The organism is Erwinia sp. OLFS4, from assembly GCF_002752165.1.
GTDB lineage: Bacteria > Pseudomonadota > Gammaproteobacteria > Enterobacterales > Enterobacteriaceae > Izhakiella.
This window is the reverse complement of the sequence record NZ_MOMB01000055.1, coordinates 1-26,369: the sequence shown is the minus strand read 5'-3', so window position 1 is coordinate 26,369 and position 26,369 is coordinate 1. Positions and strand designations below refer to the sequence as shown.

At 52.9% G+C, this 26,369-nt stretch carries 26 protein-coding genes; 5 read left to right on the top strand and 21 right to left on the bottom strand.

What is annotated here, in order from left to right; translation table 11 throughout:
• Positions 1-59 precede the first annotated feature (59 nt).
• On the top strand, positions 60-2,615 hold the full coding sequence (gene mutS, locus BL249_RS13770) for a DNA mismatch repair protein MutS (protein WP_099705666.1): 2,556 nt from the start codon (positions 60-62) through the stop codon (positions 2,613-2,615).
• A 67-nt stretch (positions 2,616-2,682) separates the two neighbouring features.
• Here mutS and rpoS read toward each other — a convergent pair whose 3' ends face one another.
• The 16 genes from rpoS to cysJ all read right to left on the bottom strand — a co-directional run bounded on the left by rpoS (position 2,683) and on the right by cysJ (position 18,939).
• The gene (gene rpoS / locus BL249_RS13765) at positions 2,683-3,675 is read right to left on the bottom strand and encodes an RNA polymerase sigma factor RpoS (RefSeq protein WP_078003197.1); all 993 of its coding nucleotides are present in this window, start codon (positions 3,673-3,675) and stop codon (positions 2,683-2,685) included.
• A 51-nt stretch (positions 3,676-3,726) separates the two neighbouring features.
• The gene (gene nlpD, locus BL249_RS13760; RefSeq protein ID WP_099705638.1) at positions 3,727-4,887 is read right to left on the bottom strand and encodes a murein hydrolase activator NlpD; all 1,161 of its coding nucleotides are present in this window, start codon (positions 4,885-4,887) and stop codon (positions 3,727-3,729) included.
• Positions 4,888-5,036: 149 nt separating this feature from the next.
• Positions 5,037-5,663: a protein-L-isoaspartate(D-aspartate) O-methyltransferase gene (locus tag BL249_RS13755; protein WP_099705637.1), complete on the bottom strand. Its 627-nt coding sequence runs from the start codon at positions 5,661-5,663 to the stop codon at positions 5,037-5,039.
• Entirely contained in the window at positions 5,660-6,418 is a 759-nt protein-coding gene (gene surE, locus BL249_RS13750; protein WP_099705636.1) for a 5'/3'-nucleotidase SurE, read from the bottom strand. Before surE ends, BL249_RS13755 begins: the two co-directional genes overlap by 4 nt.
• Positions 6,419-6,788: 370 nt before the next feature.
• Entirely contained in the window at positions 6,789-7,829 is a 1,041-nt protein-coding gene (truD, locus tag BL249_RS13745; protein ID WP_099705635.1) for a tRNA pseudouridine(13) synthase TruD, read from the bottom strand.
• Entirely contained in the window at positions 7,829-8,308 is a 480-nt protein-coding gene (gene ispF / locus BL249_RS13740) for a 2-C-methyl-D-erythritol 2,4-cyclodiphosphate synthase (protein WP_099705634.1), read from the bottom strand. Before ispF ends, truD begins: the two co-directional genes overlap by 1 nt.
• A complete protein-coding gene (ispD, locus tag BL249_RS13735; protein ID WP_099705633.1) occupies positions 8,308-9,024 on the bottom strand; it encodes a 2-C-methyl-D-erythritol 4-phosphate cytidylyltransferase in 717 nt (238 codons plus the stop codon). Before ispD ends, ispF begins: the two co-directional genes overlap by 1 nt.
• A 5-nt stretch (positions 9,025-9,029) precedes the next feature.
• On the bottom strand, positions 9,030-9,347 hold the full coding sequence (gene ftsB, locus BL249_RS13730; RefSeq protein WP_099705665.1) for a cell division protein FtsB: 318 nt from the start codon (positions 9,345-9,347) through the stop codon (positions 9,030-9,032).
• Between the two features lie 189 nt (positions 9,348-9,536).
• The gene (locus BL249_RS13725; RefSeq protein WP_099705632.1) at positions 9,537-9,857 is read right to left on the bottom strand and encodes a DUF3561 family protein; all 321 of its coding nucleotides are present in this window, start codon (positions 9,855-9,857) and stop codon (positions 9,537-9,539) included.
• A 55-nt stretch (positions 9,858-9,912) separates the two neighbouring features.
• Positions 9,913-10,518, bottom strand: coding sequence for an adenylyl-sulfate kinase (gene cysC / locus BL249_RS13720; protein ID WP_099705631.1), 606 nt, complete (start codon positions 10,516-10,518; stop codon positions 9,913-9,915).
• A complete protein-coding gene (gene cysN / locus BL249_RS13715; RefSeq protein WP_099705630.1) occupies positions 10,518-11,945 on the bottom strand; it encodes a sulfate adenylyltransferase subunit CysN in 1,428 nt (475 codons plus the stop codon). Before cysN ends, cysC begins: the two co-directional genes overlap by 1 nt.
• Before the next feature lie 10 nt (positions 11,946-11,955).
• Entirely contained in the window at positions 11,956-12,864 is a 909-nt protein-coding gene (gene cysD, locus BL249_RS13710) for a sulfate adenylyltransferase subunit CysD (protein WP_099705629.1), read from the bottom strand.
• Between the two features lie 9 nt (positions 12,865-12,873).
• Entirely contained in the window at positions 12,874-14,289 is a 1,416-nt protein-coding gene (cysG, locus tag BL249_RS13705; RefSeq protein ID WP_099705628.1) for a siroheme synthase CysG, read from the bottom strand.
• A gap of 363 nt (positions 14,290-14,652) precedes the next feature.
• Positions 14,653-15,384, bottom strand: coding sequence for a phosphoadenosine phosphosulfate reductase (cysH, locus tag BL249_RS13700; protein WP_099705627.1), 732 nt, complete (start codon positions 15,382-15,384; stop codon positions 14,653-14,655).
• Positions 15,385-15,396: 12 nt separating this feature from the next.
• Entirely contained in the window at positions 15,397-17,109 is a 1,713-nt protein-coding gene (cysI, locus tag BL249_RS13695) for an assimilatory sulfite reductase (NADPH) hemoprotein subunit (RefSeq protein WP_099705626.1), read from the bottom strand.
• A gap of 12 nt (positions 17,110-17,121) precedes the next feature.
• Positions 17,122-18,939, bottom strand: coding sequence for an NADPH-dependent assimilatory sulfite reductase flavoprotein subunit (gene cysJ, locus BL249_RS13690; protein WP_099705625.1), 1,818 nt, complete (start codon positions 18,937-18,939; stop codon positions 17,122-17,124).
• 282 nt (positions 18,940-19,221) lie between these two features.
• Here cysJ and queD point away from each other — a divergent pair, with 282 nt between their 5' ends.
• Genes queD through BL249_RS13680 form a run of 3 tightly spaced genes read left to right on the top strand, consistent with a single transcriptional unit; the run spans position 19,222 to position 20,403 of the window.
• On the top strand, positions 19,222-19,584 hold the full coding sequence (gene queD / locus BL249_RS13685) for a 6-carboxytetrahydropterin synthase QueD (protein WP_099705624.1): 363 nt from the start codon (positions 19,222-19,224) through the stop codon (positions 19,582-19,584).
• Positions 19,577-19,738 carry a hypothetical protein gene (locus BL249_RS19015; protein WP_158233093.1) on the top strand — a complete coding sequence of 54 codons (162 nt, stop codon included), beginning with the start codon at positions 19,577-19,579 and terminating at the stop codon, positions 19,736-19,738. The genes queD and BL249_RS19015 overlap by 8 nt, the downstream gene beginning before the upstream one ends.
• A gap of 41 nt (positions 19,739-19,779) precedes the next feature.
• Complete coding sequence (locus BL249_RS13680) at positions 19,780-20,403, top strand: inorganic diphosphatase (protein ID WP_099705623.1); 624 nt, start codon at positions 19,780-19,782, stop codon at positions 20,401-20,403.
• Between the two features lie 43 nt (positions 20,404-20,446).
• On the opposite strand, the gene queE is transcribed toward BL249_RS13680, so the two are convergent.
• From queE to BL249_RS19255, 5 genes are all read right to left on the bottom strand, one after another.
• Complete coding sequence (gene queE / locus BL249_RS13675; protein ID WP_099705622.1) at positions 20,447-21,118, bottom strand: 7-carboxy-7-deazaguanine synthase QueE; 672 nt, start codon at positions 21,116-21,118, stop codon at positions 20,447-20,449.
• A 202-nt stretch (positions 21,119-21,320) separates the two neighbouring features.
• Positions 21,321-22,619 (bottom strand): phosphopyruvate hydratase, encoded by a 1,299-nt coding sequence (eno, locus tag BL249_RS13670; protein WP_099705621.1) that lies wholly within the window; start codon positions 22,617-22,619, stop codon positions 21,321-21,323.
• 122 nt (positions 22,620-22,741) lie between these two features.
• On the bottom strand, positions 22,742-24,379 hold the full coding sequence (pyrG, locus tag BL249_RS13665) for a glutamine hydrolyzing CTP synthase (RefSeq protein ID WP_099705620.1): 1,638 nt from the start codon (positions 24,377-24,379) through the stop codon (positions 22,742-22,744).
• Between the two features lie 188 nt (positions 24,380-24,567).
• On the bottom strand, positions 24,568-25,365 hold the full coding sequence (gene mazG / locus BL249_RS13660; protein ID WP_099705664.1) for a nucleoside triphosphate pyrophosphohydrolase: 798 nt from the start codon (positions 25,363-25,365) through the stop codon (positions 24,568-24,570).
• 90 nt (positions 25,366-25,455) lie between these two features.
• Positions 25,456-25,809, bottom strand: a complete 354-nt coding sequence (locus tag BL249_RS19255) for a PTS sugar transporter subunit IIA (protein WP_241898890.1) — start codon at positions 25,807-25,809, stop codon at positions 25,456-25,458.
• A 429-nt stretch (positions 25,810-26,238) separates the two neighbouring features.
• Between BL249_RS19255 and BL249_RS18790 the strand changes: the two genes are divergently transcribed.
• On the top strand, positions 26,239-26,369 hold a 131-nt coding region (locus tag BL249_RS18790; RefSeq protein ID WP_342633895.1), incomplete at its 3' end, for an IS1 family transposase.

Sequence of the window (26,369 nt, the reverse complement as noted above, 5' to 3'; positions counted from 1 at the left end):
CATGACATATCATGAGCGGCATACAGCACTCACTACAAGAAAATGGACAGCATAAACTGATGCGTACTCACGACAATTTAGACTCGCACACCCCCATGATGCAGCAGTACCTCAGGCTGAAGGCTGAACATCCTGATATTCTGCTGTTTTACCGCATGGGAGACTTTTACGAGCTGTTTTATGATGATGCCCGCCGCGCTTCACAGCTGCTGGATATTTCGCTGACCAAACGAGGTGCCTCGGCAGGTCAGCCGATTCCTATGGCTGGCGTCCCATATCATGCCGTTGAAAACTATCTTGCAAGGCTGATTCAGCTGGGTGAATCGGTGGCAATCTGTGAGCAAATTGGCGATCCGGCGCTGAGCAAAGGGCCGGTTGAGCGTAAAGTGGTGCGTATTGTCACCCCAGGCACCATCAGTGATGAAGCGCTATTGCAGGAACGGCAGGATAACCTGCTGGGGGCTATCTGGCAGAGTAATCAGGGTTTCGGTTACGCCACGCTGGATATCAGTTCAGGGCGTTTTCGTCTGGCAGAACCTGCTGATGAAGAAGCAATGGCGGCGGAGTTGCAGCGTACTAACCCGGCAGAATTACTCTATCCGGAAGATTTTTCCGCCAGAGAGCTGATTGATAGCCGCCGCGGACTACGGCGACGCCCGCTGTGGGAGTTTGAAATTGATACGGCGCGCCAGCAGCTGAATCTGCAATTTGGTACCCGCGACCTTACGGGTTTCGGCGTGGAAAATGCCGGCCTGGCTCTGCGCGCAGCCGGCTGCCTGCTGCAGTACGTCAAAGATACCCAGCGCACTTCTTTGCCCCATATCCGCAGCCTTACGATGGAAAGATTACAGGACGCGGTCATCATGGATGCAGCGACCCGACGTAATCTGGAGATTACCCAGAATCTTTCCGGCAACAGTGAAAATACCCTGGCGGCCGTGATCGATTGCACGGTAACGGCTATGGGTAGCCGGATGCTGAAGCGCTGGTTACATCAGCCGGTACGTGATATCACAACGCTGAATAATCGTCAGCAGAGCATTGGTGAACTGCAAAATCTCTATAGTGCACTGCAACCGCTATTGCGCCAGGTCGGTGATCTCGAACGCATTGTTGCCCGGTTGGCACTGCGCAGCGCACGTCCGCGCGATCTTGCCCGCATGCGTCATGCGTTTCAGCAACTGCCGCAGCTTAACCAGCTGCTGGATGCCTCTCAGGCCACCCATTTACAGACGCTAAAACGACAAATGGGTGAATTTACCGCCCTGTGCGAGCTGCTGGAACGGGCGATTATTGAAGCGCCACCAGTGCTGGTGCGCGATGGCGGGGTTATTGCGCCTGGTTATCATGCTGAACTGGATGAATGGCGGGCGCTGGCCGACGGCGCGACCGATTATCTTGAGCGGCTGGAAATCCGGGAACGTGAAAAACTGGGTATTGAAACCCTCAAAGTCGGTTATAACGCTATTCACGGCTATTATCTGCAAGTCAGCCGTGGTCAGAGTCATCTGGTGCCAATTCATTACGTCAGACGTCAGACGCTAAAAAATGCCGAACGCTATATCATCCCGGAGCTGAAAGAGTATGAAGACAAAGTTCTGACCTCAAAAAGCAAAGCGCTGGCATTGGAAAAACGGTTATACGATGAACTTTTTGACCTGCTGCTGCCACATCTGGAAGCGTTGCAGCTTAGCGCAGCGGCGCTGGCCGAGCTGGATGTGCTGAGCAACCTTGCTGAACGGGCCTGGACATTGAATTATGTGCGCCCAACGCTGACAGACACCCCAGGGATTATGATTACTGAAGGCCGTCATCCAGTGGTGGAGCAGGTACTCAAAGAACCATTTATCGCCAACCCGGTTCAGCTTTCCCCACAGCGACGCATGCTGATTATTACCGGTCCGAATATGGGCGGTAAAAGTACCTATATGCGTCAGACCGCATTAATTGCCCTGCTGGCCTATGTCGGCAGCTACGTCCCTGCCGCTGCCGCGACGATTGGACCGCTTGACCGCATCTTTACCCGTATTGGCGCGGCTGACGACCTGGCATCCGGCCGCTCAACCTTCATGGTAGAGATGACCGAAACGGCCAATATTCTGCATAATGCCAGCGAATGCAGTCTGGTCTTAATGGATGAAATCGGCCGCGGCACCTCAACTTATGACGGCTTGTCGCTGGCCTGGTCCTGTGCCGAGCAGCTGGCAAACCGAATCAAAGCCATGACGCTGTTTGCCACCCACTATTTTGAACTGACTACCCTGCCGGAAAAACTCAGCGGTGTGGTCAATGTTCATCTTGATGCAGTTGAACACGGCGATGACATTGCCTTTATGCACAGCGTACAGGAGGGGGCCGCCAGTAAAAGCTATGGACTGGCGGTGGCAGCGCTGGCCGGGGTACCGAAAGAAGTGATTAAACGGGCACGGCAGAAACTGCGTGAACTTGAAACGCTTTCCGGCAGCAGCGCTGCCGGAGCAACACAAGGCAGCCAGATGCCATTGTTAGTGGAAGAGACGTCACCCGCTCTTGAGGCACTGCAATCACTGGATCCGGATGCGCTGTCGCCGCGTCAGGCACTGGAGTGGGTATATCGCCTCAAATCGCTGCTGTGAGGCAGTCCGCCTGCGCCAGACAGAAAAAAAGGTGGCCTTAACGGCCACCTTTTTTCATCAATGGTGATTATTCGCGAAACAGCGCTTCAATATTGAGGCCCTGGGTTTGCAGAATTTCCCGCAGACGGCGCAGGCCTTCAACCTGAATCTGACGGACGCGTTCACGGGTCAGCCCGATCTCACGCCCAACGTCTTCCAGCGTTGCCGCTTCATAACCTAACAGGCCAAAACGACGGGCCAGCACTTCTCGTTGCTTGGCATTAAGTTCGAACAGCCACTTGACGATACTCTGTTTCATATCGTCATCCTGCGTGGTGTCTTCCGGACCGTTGTCTTTCTCATCGGCCAGGATATCAAGCAAGGCTTTTTCTGAATCGCCACCCAATGGGGTATCTACAGATGTGATACGTTCATTGAGACGCAGCATGCGGCTGACATCATCAACCGGTTTATCCAGCTGCTCGGCAATCTCTTCAGCGCTGGGTTCGTGATCAAGCTTATGCGACAGCTCACGGGCGGTTCGCAAATAAACATTCAGCTCTTTCACAATATGAATCGGCAGCCGTATAGTGCGGGTCTGGTTCATAATAGCCCGCTCAATGGTCTGACGAATCCACCAGGTCGCATAGGTTGAAAAACGGAATCCACGTTCCGGATCAAATTTTTCAACCGCGCGGATCAAGCCGAGATTCCCTTCTTCAATCAGATCCAGCAGCGCCAGGCCACGATTACTGTAACGACGGGCAATTTTCACTACCAGCCGCAGGTTACTTTCAATCATGCGCCGTCGTGAAGGAACGTCGCCGCGTAGCGCACGGCGGGCAAAGAACACTTCTTCTTCCGCCGTTAAAAGCGGTGAATAACCTATTTCACCGAGGTAAAGCTGGGTCGCATCTAAAACGCGTTGCGTCGCCCCTTGTGATAACAACTCTTCTTCAGCTAAATCATTATCACCGGACTCATTTTCAACAAGCGCCTTCTCGTCAAAAACCTCAGCTCCGTTTTCGTCGAATTCCGCATCTTCATGTAACTCGTTAACTTTCAGCGTATTCTGGCTCATAAGCGGCTCCTACCCGTGATACCTGGGGCAGAACACCAAGGTTCTGCCGGTTTATCGCTGCGGCAAATAACGCAACGGGTTAACGGATTTCCCCTTGTAACGAATTTCAAAATGCAATCTTACCGAACTGGTACCGGTGCTACCCATAGTAGCTATTTTTTGCCCCGCCTGAACTTGTTGTTGTTCCCGGACCAGCATTGTGTCGTTATGGGCGTAGGCACTCAGGTAGTCATCATTATGTTTGATGATGATCAGATTACCGTATCCACGCAGCGCGTTACCGGCATACACAACGCGCCCTGTGGCGGTTGCATAAACGGGTTGACCACGCGTACCAGCAATATCAATACCTTTATTGCCGCCTTCCGAAGCAGAGAAGTTATCAATAACTTTACCTTCGGTTGGCCAGCGCCAGGCACTGACCGGTGCGGACCCCGGTGCTGAACTACTGGCAGTGGGTGCAGTAACCGGCGCAGTTGTCGTTGCAACTTTAGCGCCGGCAGATGGCAACATTTTGCCACCCGTTGATTCACCTGAATCTTCAGAATACGTAATTACAGGTTGTCGTGCAACCGTCGTCGGTTTGGTTTGGGCAACCGCCGCAGGGGGAGTTATTCCCCCTGAAGAAGCATCAGCCGCGGTAATTTCGTTACCACCAGTGATGGTGCCGCCTTTACCGTTTCCAACCTGCAACTGCTGTCCAACCGTGAGACCGTAAGGCGCGGCGATATTATTCCGCTGTGCCAGATCGCGATAATCGTTACCGGTTATCCAGGCAATATAGAATAAAGTATCGCCATGTTGCACAGTATAGGTCTGTCCGCTATAGCTACCTTTCGGAATATTCCCATAAGAACGATTATAAACAATATGTCCATCTTTCATCTGCACATTGGCATCAGCAGCCGGCTGGCTGGCTGGGGCGCTCACCGCCGCGGACTGCACCGGCTGCATGTTCGCCGGCGGCGACTGAACCAGCATACCGCCGCCCTGCGCCGGTACGCTTTCACTGACACCCGGAGAGCCCGCACTACCGGTATTTTGCGGGCTGCTGACCGGGGCAGTGCCGCCTGCCATAGTGCTGTTGCTGCTGTCATTGACTGAGCTGATTGGCGCCTGCGTATTATCGCTGCTGCAGCCCACCAGGCCCAGACCTAACAACGAAATCACCGCAACACGACCTAAGGTAAAAACCGGGCTTCCAGTGCGCATTACTCCCCCATGGTGATAAGATGGTGATGATGAAACTGCGGCGCGTTATACAGGCCCGTTTCACAAAATAAGCAGAATAGTAACAATATCAATCTAAAGGCGCTATAAATCAGTTGTGACCAAATGATTTCGCGAGGTTTTATTTCAGGTCAGGCCAAATCACCCTGAATCAACGGCACAAAACGTACCGGCTCAATGGTATCTATCGTGTAATCATCACCACAGCGACGTATACGCTTAAGCACCTGCTGAGTTTCGCCTACCGGTAGTACCATAATGCCATTATCACTAAGCTGTGCCATCAGTGCACCGGGTATCTCTGGCGGGGCGGCGGTGACGATAATCGCATCAAAAGGTCCGCGCGACGGCCAGCCTTCCCAGCCATCACCGTGACGGGTTGAGATGTTATGTAAGTCCAGCTGTTTAAGACGGCGTTTTGCCTGCCACTGCAGCCCTTTAATACGTTCAACCGAAAAGACGCGATCAACCAGATGCGCCAGAATCGCCGTCTGGTAGCCAGAACCGGTCCCAATTTCCAGCACGCGCGAATGCGCGGTTAATTCCAGCAACGACGTCATTCGCGCAACCATATAGGGCTGCGAGATGGTTTGTCCTGAACCAATAGGCAGCGCCATATTATCCCAGGCTTTATGTTCAAAAGCTTCATCAACAAACTTTTCACGCGGTACCGTTTCAATAGCGTGCAACAGACGCTCATCAGTGATCCCTTGCTGACGCAGCTGTCCAAGAAGCGTATTGACGCGCTTACTGATCATCCGTAATTCACCCCGGCTTTTGCTAACCAGTCGCTGAGCTTATCCTGAGCAGCATGCGCAGTCAGGTCAACATGTAATGCGGTAACAGAGACAAACCCTTCATCCACCGCAGCAAAATCGGTATCGGGACCGGCATCGTGTTTTTCTCCCGGAGGCCCAATCCAGTAAAGAGGTTGCCCTCTGGGGTCCTGCTGTAAAATAACTTTATCGCTGGGATGCCGACTTCCGCAACGGGTAACACGAAATCCCCGGATGTCCGCCAGCGGGCGGTCCGGCACATTAACATTAAGAATACGCCCGGTGCGCAAAGGTTCCCTCATCAGGGCACGTAACAACTGGCAGGTAACCGCAGCGGCTGTATCGTAATGCCGCTGACCATGAAGGGAAACGGCTATCGCCGGTAAGCCGAGATGGCGCCCTTCCATGGCCGCTGCAACGGTGCCGGAATAAAGTACGTCATCGCCGAGATTTGGCCCGGCGTTAATGCCGGAAATAACTATATCTGGCGCCGGTTTCATCAGGGCATTCACGCCGAGAAAAACGCAATCGGTAGGCGTACCCCTTTGCACAGCAATGCCGCCATCCGGGTAAGTGAAAGTACGTAACGGCATCTCAAGGGTCAGCGAGTTAGATGCGCCGCTGCGGTTACGATCGGGAGCAACAATCTGCACATCGGCAAACTCACGCAATGCGGTAGCTAAGGTCTGAATTCCCGGCGCGTGATAGCCGTCATCGTTACTCAGTAATATCCGCATTATTGGCGCAACCTTTTGTTTTTATTAAATTCATTAAAAAACTCACCCAATTCTGCCCCGTGCAACCTTGCCGACGAAAATAGAGGCAGTGAATACTGGTTGGGTCGCATTATTCTAGCCTGGTGAATAGCGTAATTGTAGTGACAAAACGTCGCCGCCGGCTGCCAGACAAAACTCTGCGAGTCAGCGTATGCCACCCGCAATCTGCACAACCGCACAGAGAAACATCCGGCAAAGTGCAGCAGATGCAAATCAGCGTCGCGCAGAAAGAAAAATGGCTTGTCCCTGACAGTCCGCATTGGCGCGGTCAGCATGACTCTCTGACATCACAGGGCTAAAACTGCGCGGCGCAAGGGCACCCGGCGCGCAGTTATTCATCAATACCCGCATCATCTGCTGAAAGAACAATTTCGCGCAGCAGGCTGGTGGCAAAACTGCCGGCCGCGAGCCAGAATTGCAATTCAACGGTAGCATCATCCAACCAGTTCCAGCGCAGCGCCTGCGGCACCATCAGCATGGCGCGCCGTGCCGCATCAACCCGTTCTTTTTCCAGCAGTTGCAATAACAAAGCCCGATCTTGCAGGGCATGCTGTTCAAACGCCAGCGCCTGCTGCTGGCTGCCCCAATCACCCGCTCCCGCCAGGGGCGCAGTCAGGCGTAGCTCACCGGCAACAACACGCTGCTGTAACATCGCCAGCCCGTGGTCATCGGCAACGAACCAGCTGCCGCGACCACTGAGCTGTAGCGCATCACCGGGCATCACCGTTGTCAGGTTATGGTGCTGAGCCAGTCTGGCACTGACCACCTGATTAAATAACGCACTACGTGCTGCCGACAAATAAAAGCTACGTTTACTGCGTTCACGCACGGTGATTTCACCGGCAGCCCAGCGTGACGCCTGCAGCAGATTGTTTCCCCCCACACCAAAACGCTGTGAGCCAAAATAATTCGGTGCCCCTTCCGTCGCCACCCGCTGCAGTCGATCATCAACCGACTGACGGTGGGAAATTTGCCGCAGTACCAGACGAAAGGCATTTCCTTTCAGACCGCCGGTACGCACTTTACGCTGATGACGGGCAGACGCCAGCACCTCACAGCCAGCAAGGTTAAACGCACGCAGGTCAGGGGTGTGTTTACCGGGTATACGCAGACAAAACCATTGCTCGGTAACCGCCTGCCGGTCCTTCATACCGGCAAAGCTGACGTCACGCCCATGGACACTGGCAAACTTTGCCAGCGCATCGGCGACAAAACGGGTATTACAACCGCGTTTACGGATATGTACCAGCAGGTGTTCTCCTTCACCGTCCGGCTGGTATCCCAGGTCTTCGCTAACAACAAAATCGTCCGGTGTTGCCTTGATCACGCCGCTTGCCGTAGGCTGACCATGCAACCAGTGCAATGATTCCATTATTGCTGCGCCCTGAGTAACAACGCCACCGCCTCACAGGCTATGCCTTCACCCCGTCCGGTAAAACCGAGTTTTTCGGTGGTGGTCGCCTTGACGTTCACCGCGTCCATATGAATAGCCAGATCTTCGGCAATGTGAATACGCATCTGGGCAATATGTGGCAACATTTTGGGTGCCTGAGCAATAATCGTGACGTCAACGTTACCAACCTGCCAGCCTTTCTGCTGAATCTTATGCCAGGCCTGACGTAATAACTCGCGGCTATCAGCCCCTTTATAGGCGACATCGGTGTCCGGAAACAACTTGCCAATATCACCCAATGCCGCCGCGCCAAGCAGTGCGTCGGTTAGCGCATGCAGTGCAACGTCACCATCAGAGTGGGCCAGCAGACCATGTTCATAGGGAATACGCACACCGCCAATCACCAGCGGACCTTCTCCACCAAAAGCGTGGACATCAAAACCGTGACCGATGCGCATTATGCGTTCTCCTGAGTATGTAATTGACTAAGAAAAAAAGACGCCAGCGCCAGATCTTCCGGGCGGGTCACCTTAATATTATCGCTACGCCCGGCAATCAGTTCGGGATGATAGCCACAATATTCCAGCGCCGAGGCTTCATCGGTGATCGTTGCCCCTTCGCGTAACGCGCGCTGCAGACACTGACGCAGCAGTGCCAGCGGGAATAGCTGCGGAGTCAGAGCGTGCCATAACGCCTCACGTTCAACCGTGTGGGCAATGGCTTGCCGGCCGGATTCCGCGCGTTTCATGGTATCGCGTACCGGCGCGGCAAGGATCCCGCCTACGTTACTGCTGGCAGTAATTGCCAGTAAACGTGCCAGATCGTCGGGATGTAGACAGGGACGCGCTGCATCATGAACCAGTGCCCAGCGTGCGCCGCTGGCCGCCTGCAGACCAGCCAGCACCGAATCGGCACGCTGCTGACCACCGGTTACCGTCATAATACGTGGATGCTGACTCACCGGCAGCGTAGAAAAATGCAGGTCATCGGGGCTTAGCGCGACGATAACGCGCCCAATACGCGCGTGCGCCAGCAAAGGTGCCAGCGTATGTTCAATGATAGTTTGCTGTCCGATAGACAAGTACTGTTTTGGCGAGGAGCAGTGCATACGGCTGCCAATTCCGGCCGCCGGCACAACGGCAATAATATCCGGGGAGTTATCCGCACTGTTCATGGCGTTCAGGGTTGCGGGTTAACTGAACCGGAACGGGCCGCGCGTCGGTTCTGATCCGGTACCAGGCGATAAAAGGTTTCACCCGGTTTAATCATCCCCAGCTCATCGCGCGCACGCTCTTCAATGGCCTCTGAACCGCCATTAAGATCGTCAATTTCCGCGAATAAACGATCGTTGCGTGTTTTCAGCTGGGCATTACTCGCCTGCTGCTGTGCAACATCATCTTTAACGCGCGAATAATCATGAATACCGTTTTTGCCAAGCCAGAGCGAATATTGCAGCCAACCAAGCAAAACCAGCAGTAAAAGTGTCAGTTTTCCCATGCCCATCCCCTGAAAAACGGCCCAATCATCCCACAACTTGCTGTCAGACTCCACACTGCCAGCAAAAATGGCGGTAATTTTGCCGGTTGCTTTCACTTTTCAGAACAATCACGCCAGGGACAGGAGCTGTTTTCGTGTGGCAGACGGCATTAGCCACAGCGTACACACCGGGAGAACCGGGAGAACCGGCTACCAGCCGGTAAGAAAAGTAAACAACATCCAGAACAGACAGATAACTGAGATGGCGGTGATCACCGCCATCCAGAATATTTTTCCACGCAACAGGAAACTGATAACCATGCCAATCAGCACTGAAACCGGCAGCAAAGCCAGAAAAAAAGGCCAGGTATACAGAAAAAAGAACAGCACGTTAGCCCCATACAGCAGGAACGGCAGCGCCAGCGCAAACCAGTACGACGCGAAACCAATGGCGCCGCCAGGAAAGGACCAGGACGGCTCGTCCTGGTCACCTGCATTTTTGTGGGTCAGCATAGGGGTAACGTTTTGCATAAATATCCTGTTGACGCTTGTTTCAGTCCGCTCCAGGGCGTTTATCCGCGCTATCTCAGGATTTGATAATATCGTGCTTACGTAACAGATCTAATAATTGTGCGGTTAATATTGTTACCAATTGTTCACCATCAAGATGAATTGCTGGCTGGGTTGGTGCTTCGTATTCGCTGTCAATCCCCGTAAAGTTTTTCAGTTCGCCGGCCCGGGCTTTTTTATATAACCCCTTGGGATCGCGGCGTTCACAAGTCGCCAGAGGGGTATCAACATAAATTTCAATAAAACGATCGTCCCCCAGCATACTGCGCACCATTTGCCGTTCAGCACGGTGCGGGGAGATAAAGGCCGTTAATACAACCAGCCCGGCATCCACCATCAGCTTAGCCACTTCCCCCACCCGACGGATGTTTTCTTTACGCTCACTCTCGCTAAACCCCAGGTCGCGACACAAACCGTGACGTACGTTATCCCCATCCAGCAGATAGGTACTGACCCCCAGACGGAATAACGCCTGTTCCAGAGCGCCTGCCAGCGTCGATTTACCCGACCCGGACAGACCCGTAAACCACAACACCACCCCTTTATGACCATGCTTTGTTTCGCGATCAGCACGCCCCACCGGGTGGGCGTGCCAGATAACATTCTCGTCATGCGCGGCCATTATTTACCACCGAGCAGATCGCGGGCGCCCCAGTGGGGGAAATAACGCCGCACCAGCGCATTGAGTTCCAGCTCAAAATCCTCGTATTTGGTATCGTGCTGACCAGCCGTGTCCTGGGGTTCACGGATCATCCCCGCCCCCACCGTGACGTTACTCAGACGGTCGATAAAAATCATTCCGCCGCATACCGGATTTTGCTGGTAGCTATCCAGTGCCAGTGGCTCATCAAACGTCACCTCAATCAGACCAATACCATTCAGCGGCAGCTGTTCCACGCTTCGCTGGGTCAGACTATTAATCTCGACCTGATACTGAATATTTTCCACCCGGGCACGGGTTTTTTTGCCGGCAATTTTAACGTCATAACGCTGTCCCGGCACCAGCGCCTGTTCTGCCATCCAGACCACGTCAACTGACGCCCCCTGCACTGGCTTCAGGGTCGCCCCGGCGTCCACCAGCAGGTCACCACGGCTGATATCAATCTCATCGTCCAGCACCAGCGTTATCGCTTCACCCGCCTGAGCCTGGTCCAGATCGCCATCAAAAGTGACAATGCGGGCAATGGATGATTCAATGCCGGACGGCAGTACCTTAACACGCTGACCTACCGTAACCTGCCCGGAGGCCAGGGTGCCGGCATAGCCGCGAAAATCCAGGTTTGGCCGGCTAACGTACTGCACCGGAAAACGCATTGGCTGATGATCGACTCGTCGGTTGACCTCGACGGTTTCCAGTACATCAAGTAGCGTCGGGCCGCTGTACCACGGCATAGACTGGCTCACACTGGCAACATTTTCGCCTTCAAGCGCAGAAATCGGCACAAAGCGGATATCAATATCCCCCGGCAGCTGAGCGGCAAAATCGAGATAATCTTGTTTGATTTGCTCAAAACGAGCCTGATTATAATCAACAAGATCCATTTTATTCACTGCCACCAGCAAATGCTTAATCCCCAGCAGAGTAGTGATAAAGCTATGACGACGGGTCTGATCCAGCTCGCCTTTGCGGGCATCAATCAGTAAAATCGCCAGTTCGCAGGTTGACGCACCTGTCGCCATGTTACGGGTATACTGCTCATGGCCGGGGGTGTCGGCGATGATAAACTTACGCTTTTCGGTGGAGAAGTAGCGGTAAGCAACGTCAATGGTGATTCCCTGTTCACGTTCCGCTTGTAAGCCATCCACCAGCAGCGCCAGATCCAGCCGTTCACCCTGGGTACCATGGCGTTTACTGTCGTTATGCAGTGAAGAAAGCTGATCTTCATAAATCTGCCGGGTGTCATGCAGCAAACGTCCGATTAGCGTACTTTTACCGTCATCAACGCTGCCGCAGGTTAAAAAACGCAGCAAGCTTTTATGTTGCTGTGCATGCAGCCAGGCTTCTACGCCACCCTGTTCCGCGATCTGTTGTGCAATTACCGTATTCATTGGTGATTCCTCAGAAATAGCCCTGGCGTTTCTTCAGCTCCATAGAGCCGGCCTGATCACGGTCTATTACCCGCCCCTGACGTTCGCTGGTGGTGGATATCAACATCTCTTCAATAATTTCCGCAAGGGTCGACGCCTGTGACTCCACGGCGCCGGTGAGTGGCCAGCAGCCCAGGGTACGAAAGCGCACCATCCGCTTTTTGATCATCTCACCCGGTTGCAAATTAATACGATCGTCATCCACCACCATCAGCATGCCATCGCGCTCCAGCACCGGCCGTTCAGCCGCCAGATAAAGCGGAACGATTTCAATATTTTCCAGGAATATATATTGCCAGATATCCAGTTCCGTCCAGTTAGAGAGGGGAAAAACCCGGATACTTTCCCCTTTATTAATCTGGCCGTTGTAGTTGTGCCATAGCTCAGGCCGCTGATTTTTCGGGTCCCAGCGATGAAAACGATCGCGAAAAGAGTAGATACGTTCTTTGGCGCGTGATTTTTCTTCGTCGCGACGGGCTCCGCCAAATGCCGCATCAAACCCATACTTATTCAGTGCCTGCTTCAGCCCTTCGGTTTTCATTATGTCGGTATGCTTGGCACTGCCGTGGACGAACGGATTGATTCCCATCGCCACCCCTTCCGGATTGCGGTGGACAATAAGCTCGGCGCCCAGCTGCTTAACCATACGATCGCGAAAAGCGTACATTTCGCGGAATTTCCAGCCGGTATCAACATGCAGCAACGGAAACGGCAACGTTCCCGGATAAAAAGCTTTGCGCGCCAGGTGAAGCATGACCGATGAATCTTTACCAATAGAGTACATCATCACCGGATTGCTAAATTCTGCCGCCACTTCACGGAGGATATGGATACTTTCCGCTTCAAGTTGCCGCAGGTGAGTGAGCCGTTTTTGATCCATAACTGTTCCTTAAGCCAAAGTAACCACCGGCGCATCGGGCGCGGCCGGTGGTGCTGAATGTTGAAACCAGGCCAGCTGCGCATGCAGATTGACCACTTCACCAATCACCAGCAGTGCTGGCGTTGGCACGCTCTGTGCCAGTTGAGCCAGTTCGCCAAGGGTACCGGTCAGTACCTGCTGGTCCGGGCGGGTGCCACGGCTGATCACCGCAACCGGCGTCCTGGCCTGACGTCCATGGGCAATCAGCTGCGCGCTGATATCTGCAGCCTTAAAGGTTCCCATGTAAATGGCCAGCGTCTGACGTGAACGCGCAAGCGAAGGCCAGTCAACGGCATCGTGATCGTCACGGCCATGACCGGTAATAAAAAGAACGCTTTGTGCATAATCACGATGCGTCAGCGGAATGCCAGCATAGGCGGTTGCACCCGCCGCTGCCGTGACGCCGGGAACAACCTGAAAAGGGATACCGGCCTGTACCGCTGCCTGCAGTTCTTCACCGCCGCGGCCAAAAATAAACGGGTCGCCCCCCTTCAGCCGCACCACGCGTTTCCCCTGACGCGCCAGCGTTATCAGCAGTTGATTGATTTCCTGCTGAATCACATCGTGCGCACCGGCACGTTTGCCTACACAAATGCGCTCGGCATCGCGCCGCACCAGATCAAGTACCCCGTCACTGACCAGATGATCATACAGCACCACATCAGCCTGTTGCATAACCTGCAACGCCCGCAGGGTAAGCAGACCGGCATCGCCCGGCCCGGCCCCTACCAGCACAATTTCACCCTGTGGCGTGCCCTCTTCCTCCAGCTGCGCGTCCAGCGTTTGTCGCGCGGCGGCCAGATTTCCCGTAGCCACCTGACTGGCAAATAAACCGTTAAACGCTCGCTCCCAGTAACGGCGGCGCTCAGAGATTACCGTAAAGCGTTGTTTGACCTTATCGCGCCACTCGCCGGCCAGCGTAGCCATCTGACCAAGGCTTGCCGGTAACAGCGCTTCCAGCTTCTCGCGTAATAAACGCGCTAATACCGGCGCACAGCCGGCTGAAGAAATCGCCACCATCAGCGGAGAACGGTCAATGATCGAAGGAAAAATGAAGCTGCATTTTGCCTGGTCATCGACCACATTAACCAGCAGATGACGGGCGGTTGCGCTGGCACTGACCTGACTATTCAGGGCGTTGTCATCGGTTGCGGCAATCACCAGCACCACTTCATTGAGCTGGGCGATTTCAAACTGGCGATCCAGCCAGACTATCGCCTGCTGTTGTGCCAGTTCAGCCAGTTCCTCTGTGAGATGCTGTGCCACTACCCGCACCCGGGCGCCGGCACGACGTAACAGTTCTATCTTACGCGCGGCAACCTCACCGCCACCCACCACCAGGACCGGTTTTTGCCGTAAGTCTGCAAACAGGGGTAAATAATCCACAATGTTCCCGTCAGAAACACATAAAGTTAATGCGACTATAGGTCACAAGCTTTATGCTTTTGAAATTACGAATAGGAATGAGAAGGTACCAGATGGAATAACGCGGCAATTATGTTCAGATCAATTTCTGCATTACAAAGCAAAAACAATGACTTTATCACCCAGGGTGACGCTGGCTTATCCGTTTTAACCACCGATTTTCCAGCCACTTCCCCGTAATGATGATGGCGCGATGGTGGCCATTGTCAGCCGTCAGTTAAGCCGGGGAGGCAAACGCCCTGATAACCGGACCGACAGCTAACGCGCATCTTCCTCAGGCGTCACCTCCCGATGCGCATAGCAACGATCCCCATCGGCGTCAGGCTATTCGTGTAGTCCGCATTCGCGCTTAAGACCAAAAAAACGCGTCTCTTCTTCTCTCATCCCCGGTTCAAGCTTGCGAGTGGTGTGAGTATCGCCCACCGAAACATAACCCTGATCCCACAGCGGGTGATAACTGAGACCATGCTGTTTAAGGTACTGATACACCTGCCGGTTATCCCAGTCGATGATCGGTAACACCTTAAATCTGCCGTGTTTCACCGCCAGAACCGGCAAATTGGCCCGGCTGTCGGACTGGTCACGACGTAGTCCGGCAAACCAGCTACTCACCTGTAAGGTTTCCAGCGCCCGGTTCATCGGTTCAACCTTATTGATTTGGTTGTAGCGCTCTATGCCTTCAGCACCCTGTTCCCACAGCTTACCGTAGCGGGCTTCCTGCCAGGCCGGTGATTGCGGCGCCCGGAATATCTGCAGGTTCAGATTGAGCTTTTCCGTCAGGGCATCAATAAACTGGTAAGTTTCGGCGAACAGATAGCCGGTATCGATAAGTATCACCGGAATATCGGGTTTCAGTCGGGTCACCAGATGCAGGCTGACGGCGGCCTGGATACCAAAGCTGGAAGAAAGCACAAACGCCCCCGGCAAATGCGCCAGCGCCCAGGCGATACGGGCTTCCGCTGTCATACTTTCCAGATCGTTATTGATCTGCGCCAGCGCCATCACGCGCTCAACTTTTGGTAATGCATTTAACTGTGCGAGATCGAGTACAGACATCTCAACCCTCCATTATTCCCAGAAGTCGCGTGCCGGATCTTCCACCGCCCTGATAATGCCGGCGCGAATAGTAAAATCGCCAAAACCTTCCTCATCCTGGCGCTCTTTTGCCCAGCGGCCCACCAGTTCATCAATAATCGTCAGAATCTCTTCGGCGTCGATATTTTCCCGATACATCCGCGGGATGCGGGTGCCAATCCGGTTGCCACCAATGTGCAGGTTATAGCGGCCAGGGGCTTTACCCACCAGGCCAATTTCTGCCAGCAGCGCACGACCACAACCATTCGGACAACCGGTCACCCGCAAGACAATGTGCTCATCCGCCAGATTGTGCCGGTGCATCAGAGCTTCCACCCGCGAGACAAATGCGGGCAGAAAGCGTTCCGCCTCGGCCATAGCCAGTGGACAGGTGGGGAATGCCACGCAGGCCATTGAATTTTCACGCTGAGGCGTTACGCTGTCCAGCAGGGCATGTTTTCGCGCAATTGCTTCAATTTTATCTTTCTCCGCCGCCGGCACGCCGGCCACAATCAGGTTCTGATTGGCCGTAAGACGAAAATCCCCCTGATGAACCCGGGCAATTTCGGCAATACCGGATTTTAACGGACGGTCGGGATAATCCAGCAGCCGGCCATTTTCAATAAACAGCGTCAGATGCCATTTTTTATCAATGCCTTTCACCCAGCCAAAGCGATCGCCACGGCTGGTAAACGCATAAGGGCGGATAGGTTCAAAGGTCAGACCCGCCCGATTTTCCACCTCGGCCTTGAAGGTTTCAACACCGACCCTTTCAAGGGTGTATTTGGTTTTCGCATTTTTACGATCGGTGCGGTTACCCCAGTCACGCTGCGTACTCACCACCGCAGCCGCAACATCCTGCGTCTTCTCCAGCGGCAGATAACCAATTTCACTGGCAGTGCGTGCATAGGTGGCTTTGTTGCCATGATCAATCGACAAACCGCCCCCCAGTAACAGGTTAAATCCCACCAGCCGGCCATTTTCTGCAATGGCGATAAAATTCATATCATTTGCATGTAAATCGACATCGTTATGCGGCGGGACAACCACGGTGGTTTTAAACTTACGCGGCAAATAAGTTTCACCCAGAATCGGTTCTTCATCGGTGGTGGCGACTTTCTCCTGATCCCACCAGATTTCGGCATACGCGCGCGTACGGGGCAATAAATGTTCCGAAAGTTTTTTCGCCCACTCATACGCTTCCTGATGAAGCGCAGACTCAACCGGATTCGAAGTACACAGAACATTACGGTTGACATCATTGGCGGTTGCCAGGGCGTCCAGACCCACTTCATGCAGCATCTGGTGCGCCGGCTTAACATTTTTTTTCAGAATGCCATGAAACTGAAAGGTCTGGCGGTTAGTGAGGCGAATACTGCCATACAGCGTGTTGTCACTGGCAAACTTATCGATGGCCAGCCACTGATCGGGGGTGATGATCCCGCCAGGCAGCCGGCAGCGCAACATCATGGCATGACGCGGCTCCAGTTTCTGCTCAGCCCGTTCAGCACGAATATCGCGATCGTCTTGCTGGTACATACCGTGAAAACGAATCAGCAGGAAATTGTCGCCGTTAAATCCCCCGGTCAGACCATCGTTCAGATCGTCGGAAATGGTGCCGCGCAGATAGTTGCTCTCTTTTTTCAGGCGTTCGGCGTCGACCAGTTTACCTTCAACCACCAGAGGGCCTGGATGTTTTTCACTCATCGTATTCATCTCTCAATACACGTCACGCTGATAACGGCGTTCAATGCGTAGCTCACTTAAAAACTCATCGGCCGTGTCGCTATCCATGTTCCCTTCAGCGGCCACGACGTCCAGCAGGGCCTGCTCCACATCTTTCGCCATGCGGTTAGCATCACCACAGACATAAATGTGCGCTCCCTGTTCTATCCAGCGCCAGAGTTCAGCACCATTTTTACGAATCAAATCCTGGACATAGACTTTATGCGCCTGATCGCGTGACCAGGCCAGATCGATGCGGGTCAGTAAGCCATCTTTCACATAGCGCTGCCATTCGACCTGATAAAGAAAATCCTCAGTAAAGTGCGGATTGCCAAAAAACAGCCAGTTTTTACCGCTGGCACCTTCATTATCACGCTGTTGCATAAATGCGCGAAAGGGCGCAATGCCGGTTCCTGGCCCAATCATAATCACCGGAGTGTCGGGATTCGCCGGTAAACGGAAATTGTCATTGTGTTCAATGAAAATCCGCACTTCACCCTCTTCTGCAACGCGGTCAGCGAGGAAACTGGAAGCGCCGCCGGCTCTGGCACGCCCCGCAATTTCATAACGTACCGCACCTACCGTAATATGTACCTCACTTTCACACTCTGCCTGTGAAGATGCAATCGAGTACAGGCGGGGCGTCAGCGGACGTAGCAAGGCGGTCAGCTGCCCGGCATTGAGTTCCGTTGGCGCTTCACGCACCATGTCAACAATCGGCATACGCTGGGCATACTGTTGCAGGCTGGCCTTGTCTGCTACCCGTTCAAGCAGTGCGGCATTGCGGGAAAGCGTGGCGTATTGCGCCACTATCTGCGGCGTGTTGACCGTCAGTTCAAAATGCTTTTGCAGCGCGTCACGAAGACTCAGCGTCGTGCCGGCCAGCTCAACCGGTTCGTCGCCTTTGAGCCACAGCAATGCCAGTAACTCTTCTACCAACGCCGGGTCGTTTTCATACCAGACCCCAAGCGCGTCACCCGGCTGATAACGCAAACCGGAATCACCCAGATCAATCTCAATATGACGAACGTCTTTATCTGAATGACGACCGGTAATTTTCTGATTGACCGCCAGACTGGCCACCAGCGGGGCTTCTTTGCTATAGGGGGTACTGTCCAGCTGATTAACGCTCCCGACGGCGGCGGCTGCCGCTGTCACCGGGCTGTTTTGCGGCAAACGCGTACGCAGAATGTCAACCATCTGCTTACGCCAGTCGGCGGCTTGTTGTGCATACTCAACGTCGGCATCAACGCGCTCAGTCAGGCGCTGTCCCCCCAGCTCTGCCAGACGCTGGTCAAAATCTTTACCGGCTTTGCTAAAAAACTGGTAAGACGTATCACCCAGGCCAAACACCGCAAAGGCGGTGTCATTCAGCTTCGGCGCTTTTTTTGACATCAGAAACTTATGCAACGCCACCGCCTCTTCCGGTGGTTCTCCTTCGCCCTGCGTCGAAGTGACGATAACCAGCCACTTCTCCTGCGCAATCTGCTTGAACTTATAGTCACCAGCATTCACCAGATTGACATCGAGACTGGCGGCCTGTAAATCGTCACGCAGTTGTTCTGCCAGCCGACGGGCATTGCCAGTCTGCGAGGCAGAAAGCAGCGTAATCACCGGGCGTTGCGCCGTCACAGACAGCGACGACTCAACGGCGGTCACACTGGTGCCCGGCGCCTGATTTACCCGTCCCCAGAAATAACCAGATATCCAGGCCAGCTGAGTGGCACTGAGATCGCTGGTAGCTGCCTGCAACCTGGCCATTTGCTCAGGATTAAGCGGTAGGATCGGGTCCGAAGGGGATTGAGACGTCATACGGCGTTTTCCATAATCTATACGTATATTAAACAGTAGGGTAACGGCAGCTATAATAAGCCCTAAAGAAAGGTTGGAAATAATAAATAACCAAAATAACTAAACAATTTTTCAGATAAGGGTTAGTGCTAAATCAGATTAACTAATTCATTTAAATACAAATAGCTAGCGTTCCGGCCGACAGTTCGTCCATACCAGAGACGAAAAAGTCAGCGCATTTGGCTGCGAAAAAAATAATTATCAGGTAGACTCCGGCGTTTTTGTTTTCAGAGATTTAAGGTTATGAGCATTACCCTATTCAAAGACTTTCAGTTTGAGGCGGCACATCGTCTGCCCCACGTGCCGGAAGGCCACAAGTGCGGTCGCCTGCACGGACACTCTTTTATGGTCAGACTTGAAGTCACTGGCGAAGTCGACCCTTACACCGGCTGGCTGATGGATTACGCCGAACTGAAAACCGCCTTTAAGCCAATCTATGATCAGCTTGATCACTTTTATCTTAACGACATTCCTGGACTGGAAAACCCCACCAGCGAAGTACTGGCACAGTGGATTTGGCAACAGGTAAAGCCCGGATTGCCACAGCTAAGCGCCGTGATGGTCAAAGAAACCTGTACCGCCGGCTGCGTCTGGCGCGGTGAGTAAGTCGGTCGCTGACGGACAACCGGTGATGCTGCTCTGCCAGCAACAGCATTGTCGCCAGGACTTTCCCGCCCTGCTGACCTTTTTTGCCACGGCCCCACCGGCGCTGTCCGGCCAGCCCGTGGCTGACCTGTCATTTGACGGTAATAAAACCTGACTACCCTGACGGCTCCTTCATTAAAGATCGTGAGAATCATAATGAATATGCTGAAAAAAATCGCGTTAGTCGTTCTGTTTACCAGCGCCGCATGCCAGGCTACCATGCTCAATATTCTCGACTTTCCCCAGCCGGACAACGTACCCGACGAATTTTACGCCGTTACTGAAATTCCGGCCGGCGGGATGATTAAATACGAAACCGACAGTAAAACCGGCTTTATCGTAGCGGACCGCTTTCAGGCCATGCCGGTGGCTTATCCGGCAAATTATGGCTCACTAACGCAATCACTGGGTGGCGACGGCGATCCCCTTGACGTCATCTTTTATACCCGCGCCCCAATGGCACCGGGCACACTGATTAAGCTGCGGCCGATTGGAGTGCTAAAGATGATCGATGGCGGTGAAGTGGATGACAAAATTGTCGCGGTACCGGCCAGCAAAATTGATTCAACCTATGATGATATCCACCAGGTCAGTGATCTTCCTGGCATTGAGCAGCAGCGACTGGAAGCCTTCTTTCGCGTCTATAAACAGCTGCCAGATGGCCGTAAAAAGGTGGAGCTGAATGGCTATAAGCCGGCTGATGCAGCGAGAGCAGAAATCAAACAAGCCTTTGAGGCCTACAAAACCAAAATCGCCACCGCAGGCGCAAACGGCCAGTGATACTTATCTGCCCGGACGCCGGCCAGCCCGGCGTTTGCGGCAATCAGGCAATGTTAAGATATTTATGGGTCTGCATCGATAGCCGCCAGTTACGGGCAATACAGGTGGAGATACACAGAGCCGTGGCGTCCGCTTTCTGACTGACAGGCTGTAACGCCACCACCCGCGCTTTATCATCCTTCAGCGTTAATAACAGCAGATCAAGGGCAGCAATATCTCGCTGACGGGCAACCGGATGTTTAATCTCGTCGGCCCGGATCAGTGCCTGGCTGATGACATCATAGCCCCCACGCATATTCACTTTCGGCGAAACGGTTACCCAGCACCGGGCGCTGCACTTCACCTCATGGGTGCCGCTGGTTTCAATCTGGCAGCTAAATCCAGCCTGCTCAAGTGCCTGAGTCAGCGCGCGTAAATCATGAATGCAGGGTTCGCCACCGGTGATCACCACATGACGTGCGGTCCAGCCTTTGTCAGCAATCACCTGTAACAAGGTGCTTTCATCGGCGTTGCCCCAGGCATCACTCTCTGCGGTTTTAGTAATAATCTGCTGCAGTGAAGTTTCCCGCTCAGCCAGCTTATCCCAGGTGTGTTTAGTATCACACCAGCTGCAGCCGACCGGACAACCCTGCAGGCGAATAAAAATGGCGGGTACCCCAGTGTAATAACCTTCACCTTGCAACGTCTGGAACATTTCATTTATCGGGTAGTACATGCTGCTCTCAGGCAAATTATTCAGGGGGCAAATTATGTCAGATATGTCACAAAGCCGGAACCACAACGAAATGATTTCATTTGAGCACGGCAAAAAAATCCGTAACCCAATACTGCGTTACGGATTCTATTTTTTCAGGCGCAACCCGAAGGGTTCACGCGTAACGCTGCGCCGCGCGTTATACCGCGCGGCGCAACCAGGCTTATGCCTGACCTTTTACTTCTTTCAGCCCGTTGAACGGCGCTTTGCTACCCAGCGCTTCTTCAATACGGATCAGCTGGTTGTATTTTGCAACGCGATCTGAACGACTCATCGAACCGGTTTTGATCTGACCTGCAGCGGTACCCACGGCCAGATCTGCGATAGTCGCATCTTCAGTTTCACCTGAACGGTGTGAAATCACTGCGGTGTAGCCAGCATCTTTGGCCATTTTAATTGCCGCCAGTGTTTCAGTCAGTGAACCGATCTGGTTGAACTTAATCAGGATTGAGTTAGCAATGCCTTTCTCAATGCCTTCTTTAAGAATTTTAGTGTTAGTCACGAACAGGTCGTCACCCACCAACTGAATTTTATCGCCCAGCACTTTGGTCTGGTAGGCAAAACCGTTCCAGTCTGACTCATCCAGACCGTCTTCAATAGAAACGATCGGATACTGTTTGGTCAGATCTTCCAAAAAGTGGGTGAACTCTTCAGAAGTGAAGGCTTTATTACCTTCCCCGGCCAGCACATATTTGCCATCTTTATAAAACTCAGAGGCCGCACAGTCCATTGCCAGAGTAATATCTTTACCCAGCTCATAGCCGGCTGCTTTCACCGCTTCAGCAATAACCGCCAGCGCTTCAGCGTTAGAACCCAGGTTCGGGGCATAGCCACCTTCATCACCCACCGCCGTGTTCATGCCTTTAGCTTTCAGCACTTTCGCCAGGTGATGGAACACTTCTGACCCCATACGGATGGCTTCTTTTACGCTTTTTGCGCCGACCGGTTGGATCATGAATTCCTGGATATCGACGTTGTTATCGGCATGTTCACCACCGTTGATAATATTCATCATCGGCAGTGGCATTGAGAATTTACCCGGTGTGCCGTTCAGCTCAGCAATGTGCTCATACAACGGCATGCCTTTAGATGCTGCAGCCGCTTTTGCTGCCGCCAGTGATACGGCGAGGATAGCATTGGCACCAAATTTCGATTTGTTTTCGGTTGCGTCCAGATCGATCATGATTTTATCGATGCTGGCCTGATCTTTCGCATCTTTGCCGGTCACTGCTTCTGCAATCGGACCATTAACCGCTGCAACGGCTTTCGTTACGCCTTTGCCCAGGAAACGAGATTTGTCACCGTCACGCAGTTCCAGTGCTTCGCGCGAACCGGTTGATGCGCCTGATGGCGCGGCGGCCAGACCGACAAACCCGCCTTCCAGATGCACTTCAGCTTCAACTGTCGGATTACCACGGGAGTCGATAATTTCGCGACCGATGACTTTTACGATTTTGGACATTAGTTTTTCCTCAGTACAAGTTAAGCAAAACCCTGCTATTTCCCGCAACAATGCGGCCTTTCACGGGAAACCAGCTTTAAGACAAACAACGCGCGAAAATTCGCGCGTTGATGAAATCTGACTTACTTTACCTGACGCTTCTGATAGTCACCTGCCGCCTTCACAAAACCGGCAAAAAGCGGATGGCCATCACGAGGTGTCGAGGTAAATTCCGGATGGAACTGGCAGGCGACAAACCACGGGTGATCCGGATTTTCGATAATTTCCACCAGCTGATCGTCTCCGGAACGGCCGGCAATACGTAAGCCTGCGGCCTGAATCGGCTTCAGCAACAGGTTATTGACTTCATAGCGGTGGCGATGGCGTTCAGTAATGACGTCTTCACCGTACAGCTGACGCACGGTACTGTCATCGCTGAGCTGGCACTGCTGGCTTCCCAGTCGCATCGTCCCACCCAGATCGCTCTGCTCGCTACGCACTTCCAGATTACCGTTTTCGTCACGCCATTCGGTAATCAGCGCCACTACCGGATATTTGCAGTCCGGTACAAATTCGGTGGAGTTAGCCTGTTCCATACCGGCACAATGACGAGCGTATTCAATCAGCGCCACCTGCATCCCGAGGCATATACCCAGATACGGGACGTGGTTTTCACGTGCATAGCGGGCGGTCATCACCATCCCTTCAACGCCGCGATAACCAAAACCACCCGGTACCAGAATGGCATCGAGGCCTTTTAACACCTCATCACCACGGGTTTCAACATCCTGCGAATCAATCAGCTTAATGTTAACCGTAGTGCGGTTTTTCAGACCACCATGCTTAAGCGCTTCGATAACCGATTTGTAAGCATCCGGCAACTCAACATATTTCCCCACCATCCCGATAGTGACTTCGCCACCCGGGTTGGCTTCTTCATAAATCACCTGTTCCCATTCAGCCAGGTTGGCTTCGGGCACCTTGAGTCCAAACCGTTTACAAATATAGTCGTCCAGCCCCTGCGATTTCAACAGGCCAGGAATCTTATATATAGAGTCAACATCTTTCAGCGAGATGACGGCTTTTTCCGGCACGTTACAGAAAAGCGCAATTTTCGCCCGTTCGTTGGCCGGCACTGAGCGATCGGAACGGCAAATCAGGACATCAGGCTGAATACCGATTGACAGCAGTTCTTTAACCGAATGCTGCGTCGGCTTGGTTTTTACTTCTCCCGCGGCAGCCATATAAGGCACCAGCGTCAGATGCATATAAAGGGTATGTTCACGCCCGACGTCCACGGCCATCTGACGGATTGCTTCCAGAAACGGCAGGGATTCAATATCACCCACAGTACCGCCAATTTCCACCAGCACCACATCGTGGCCCTCTCCCCCTTCAATAATGCGCTCTTTAATTGCATTAGTGATATGCGGGATTACCTGAATGGTTGCGCCAAGATAGTCACCACGACGCTCTTTGCGTAACACATCAGAATAGATACGTCCGGTAGTAAAATTATTACGGCGACTCATTCTGGTACGAATAAAACGCTCATAGTGGCCAAGATCCAGATCTGTTTCCGCACCATCGTCAGTGACGAAGACTTCACCATGCTGGGTCGGACTCATCGTGCCGGGATCGACATTGATGTAAGGGTCCAGTTTCATAATGGTCACGTTGAGACCACGCGCTTCCAGAATCGCGGCGAGGGAGGCTGCGGCAATGCCTTTACCCAGAGAGGAAACGACCCCGCCGGTCACAAAAATATAATTCGTTGTCATGCTGAACCTGAACGTTTAGGTTTAAAGACGGTGGAATAACCAGGACGGGAAAACAGTATACCCGAATCCGCCAACCGTCACAATGCATCCTTCTCTGCCACAGCGCCTGATGCCAGTTTGTTCCCTTAAGCGTAGAACAAGCGGGCGCCGGAAGAATTGATTTGCGTCAGATCTCAAGCTGAATCGTATCAGCTTTGTGCACGTTTTTCTGCCTTTTTCACCTGTTGCCAGGCGGCTTCCATCTCTTCAAGGCTGGCATCAGGCAGGGTTTTTCCCTCGGCCGCAATCAGGGTTTCCACCTGACGAAAGCGCGCTTCAAACTTTTTGCTGGCGTTTTGCAGCGCCACCTCAGCTTTGATTCCCAGATGACGGGAAAGATTAACGCTGGCAAACAGCATATCCCCCATCTCTTCTTCCAGTTTCTGACGATCAACCAGCGCCTGTTTCGCTTCAAACATCACTTCGTCAATCTCTTCATACACTTTGTCCAGTACCGGCCCCAGCGTTTTCCAGTCAAAGCCGACGTGACTGCAACGCTGCTGAATTTTCTGCGCACGCATCAGAGCCGGCAATGCCTGCGGGATATCATCCAGCGCTGAATGCTGAGCTTTTTCTGCCCGTTCACTGGCTTTGATCTGCTCCCAGTTGTGCATAACCTGACTGGCATTTGCGGCGTGGCTCTCCGCAAAAATATGCGGATGACGGCGTTCCAGTTTGTTACTGATGCGCTGGCAGATATCGTCAAAGTTAAAACGCCCTTCTTCTTCTGCCATCCGGGCATAAAACACGACCTGATACAGCAGATCGCCCAGCTCATCACAGAGCGCGTCATAGTCTGAACGCGCAATCGCATCCAGCACTTCGTAAGTCTCTTCGAGGGTATAAGGCGCAATGGACGTAAAGGTCTGCTGACGATCCCATGGACAGCCATGTTGTGGGTCGCGCAGCGTTTTCATTATGTTAAGCAGTCTTTCCAGCGCTGACATAGCCCCTTCCTCATGAAAATTGTCATCAGCAAAACGGTAACACAAATAGCCGCTTAACGTCACCGGCAGCACGCCTGCGCAGTTGCGGGGCTAAAAGCTACTGGTAATAGTGACAATCAGTTCTTTCCATGAACGACATTCAAGCGCTTTCTTAAGATTAGCCGGCTCCAGTAACAACACGATAATATTGTCAAAAATGTCGTAAAAAATGGCTCTTTCGGCTTTATTAATCGAAAATATCAGCGCCATATTGACCATATTGTCTCCCCAGGGAAATGGCTTTTCACTGATCGCCACACAGAGTCCGGTTTTGATCGCATCCATTTTCATTGAATGGGGCACTGCAATACTGCCAAAGGTGGTCGGGTAGCTGTGTTCACGCTGAAAGACGTCCTGAATGAAATGGTCGTCAACGTAGCCCTGACGATTAAGTGCCTGGGCCATAAACTCGATGGCTTCGTTTTCATTGCTGAACGCAGGGTTATGAAAGAACAGCGTCTCATCAGAGATTTTTTGCAGGTTTTCCTGTAAACGGACGCGCTTTTTCTTTTGCTTTACCCGCTCAATTTTGTACTGCAAGGCGGACACATCGCGGTCGGTGAGAAACGGATTGATTAACACCCACTCCACCATGCTTTTGGGAATTTGCAGCGTCGATATCAGAAAATCGGGCTGCGGTAGTGAGGTAAATTCCTGCCATGAGGTGACAATAGCGCGGATACTCAGCTGCTGACCAAACATCTCATTCAGCTGCGCCATCAGGCTATTGGTGTGATTATGATACTGCGGTACCAGCAGCACACAGCTGACTTTTTTGGTGATGCCTCTAATTGGTTGAATCTGATGTATAATGCGGGCTTTTGAGGTTCTCTTATGGCCAGCGTTAACGTTCATTGTCCCCGTTGTCAGTCTGTTCAGGTTTACCGCCATGGTCAGAACCCTAAAGGCTATGACAGATTTCGCTGCCGTGACTGCCACCGCGTGTTTCAACTCACTTACGCTTA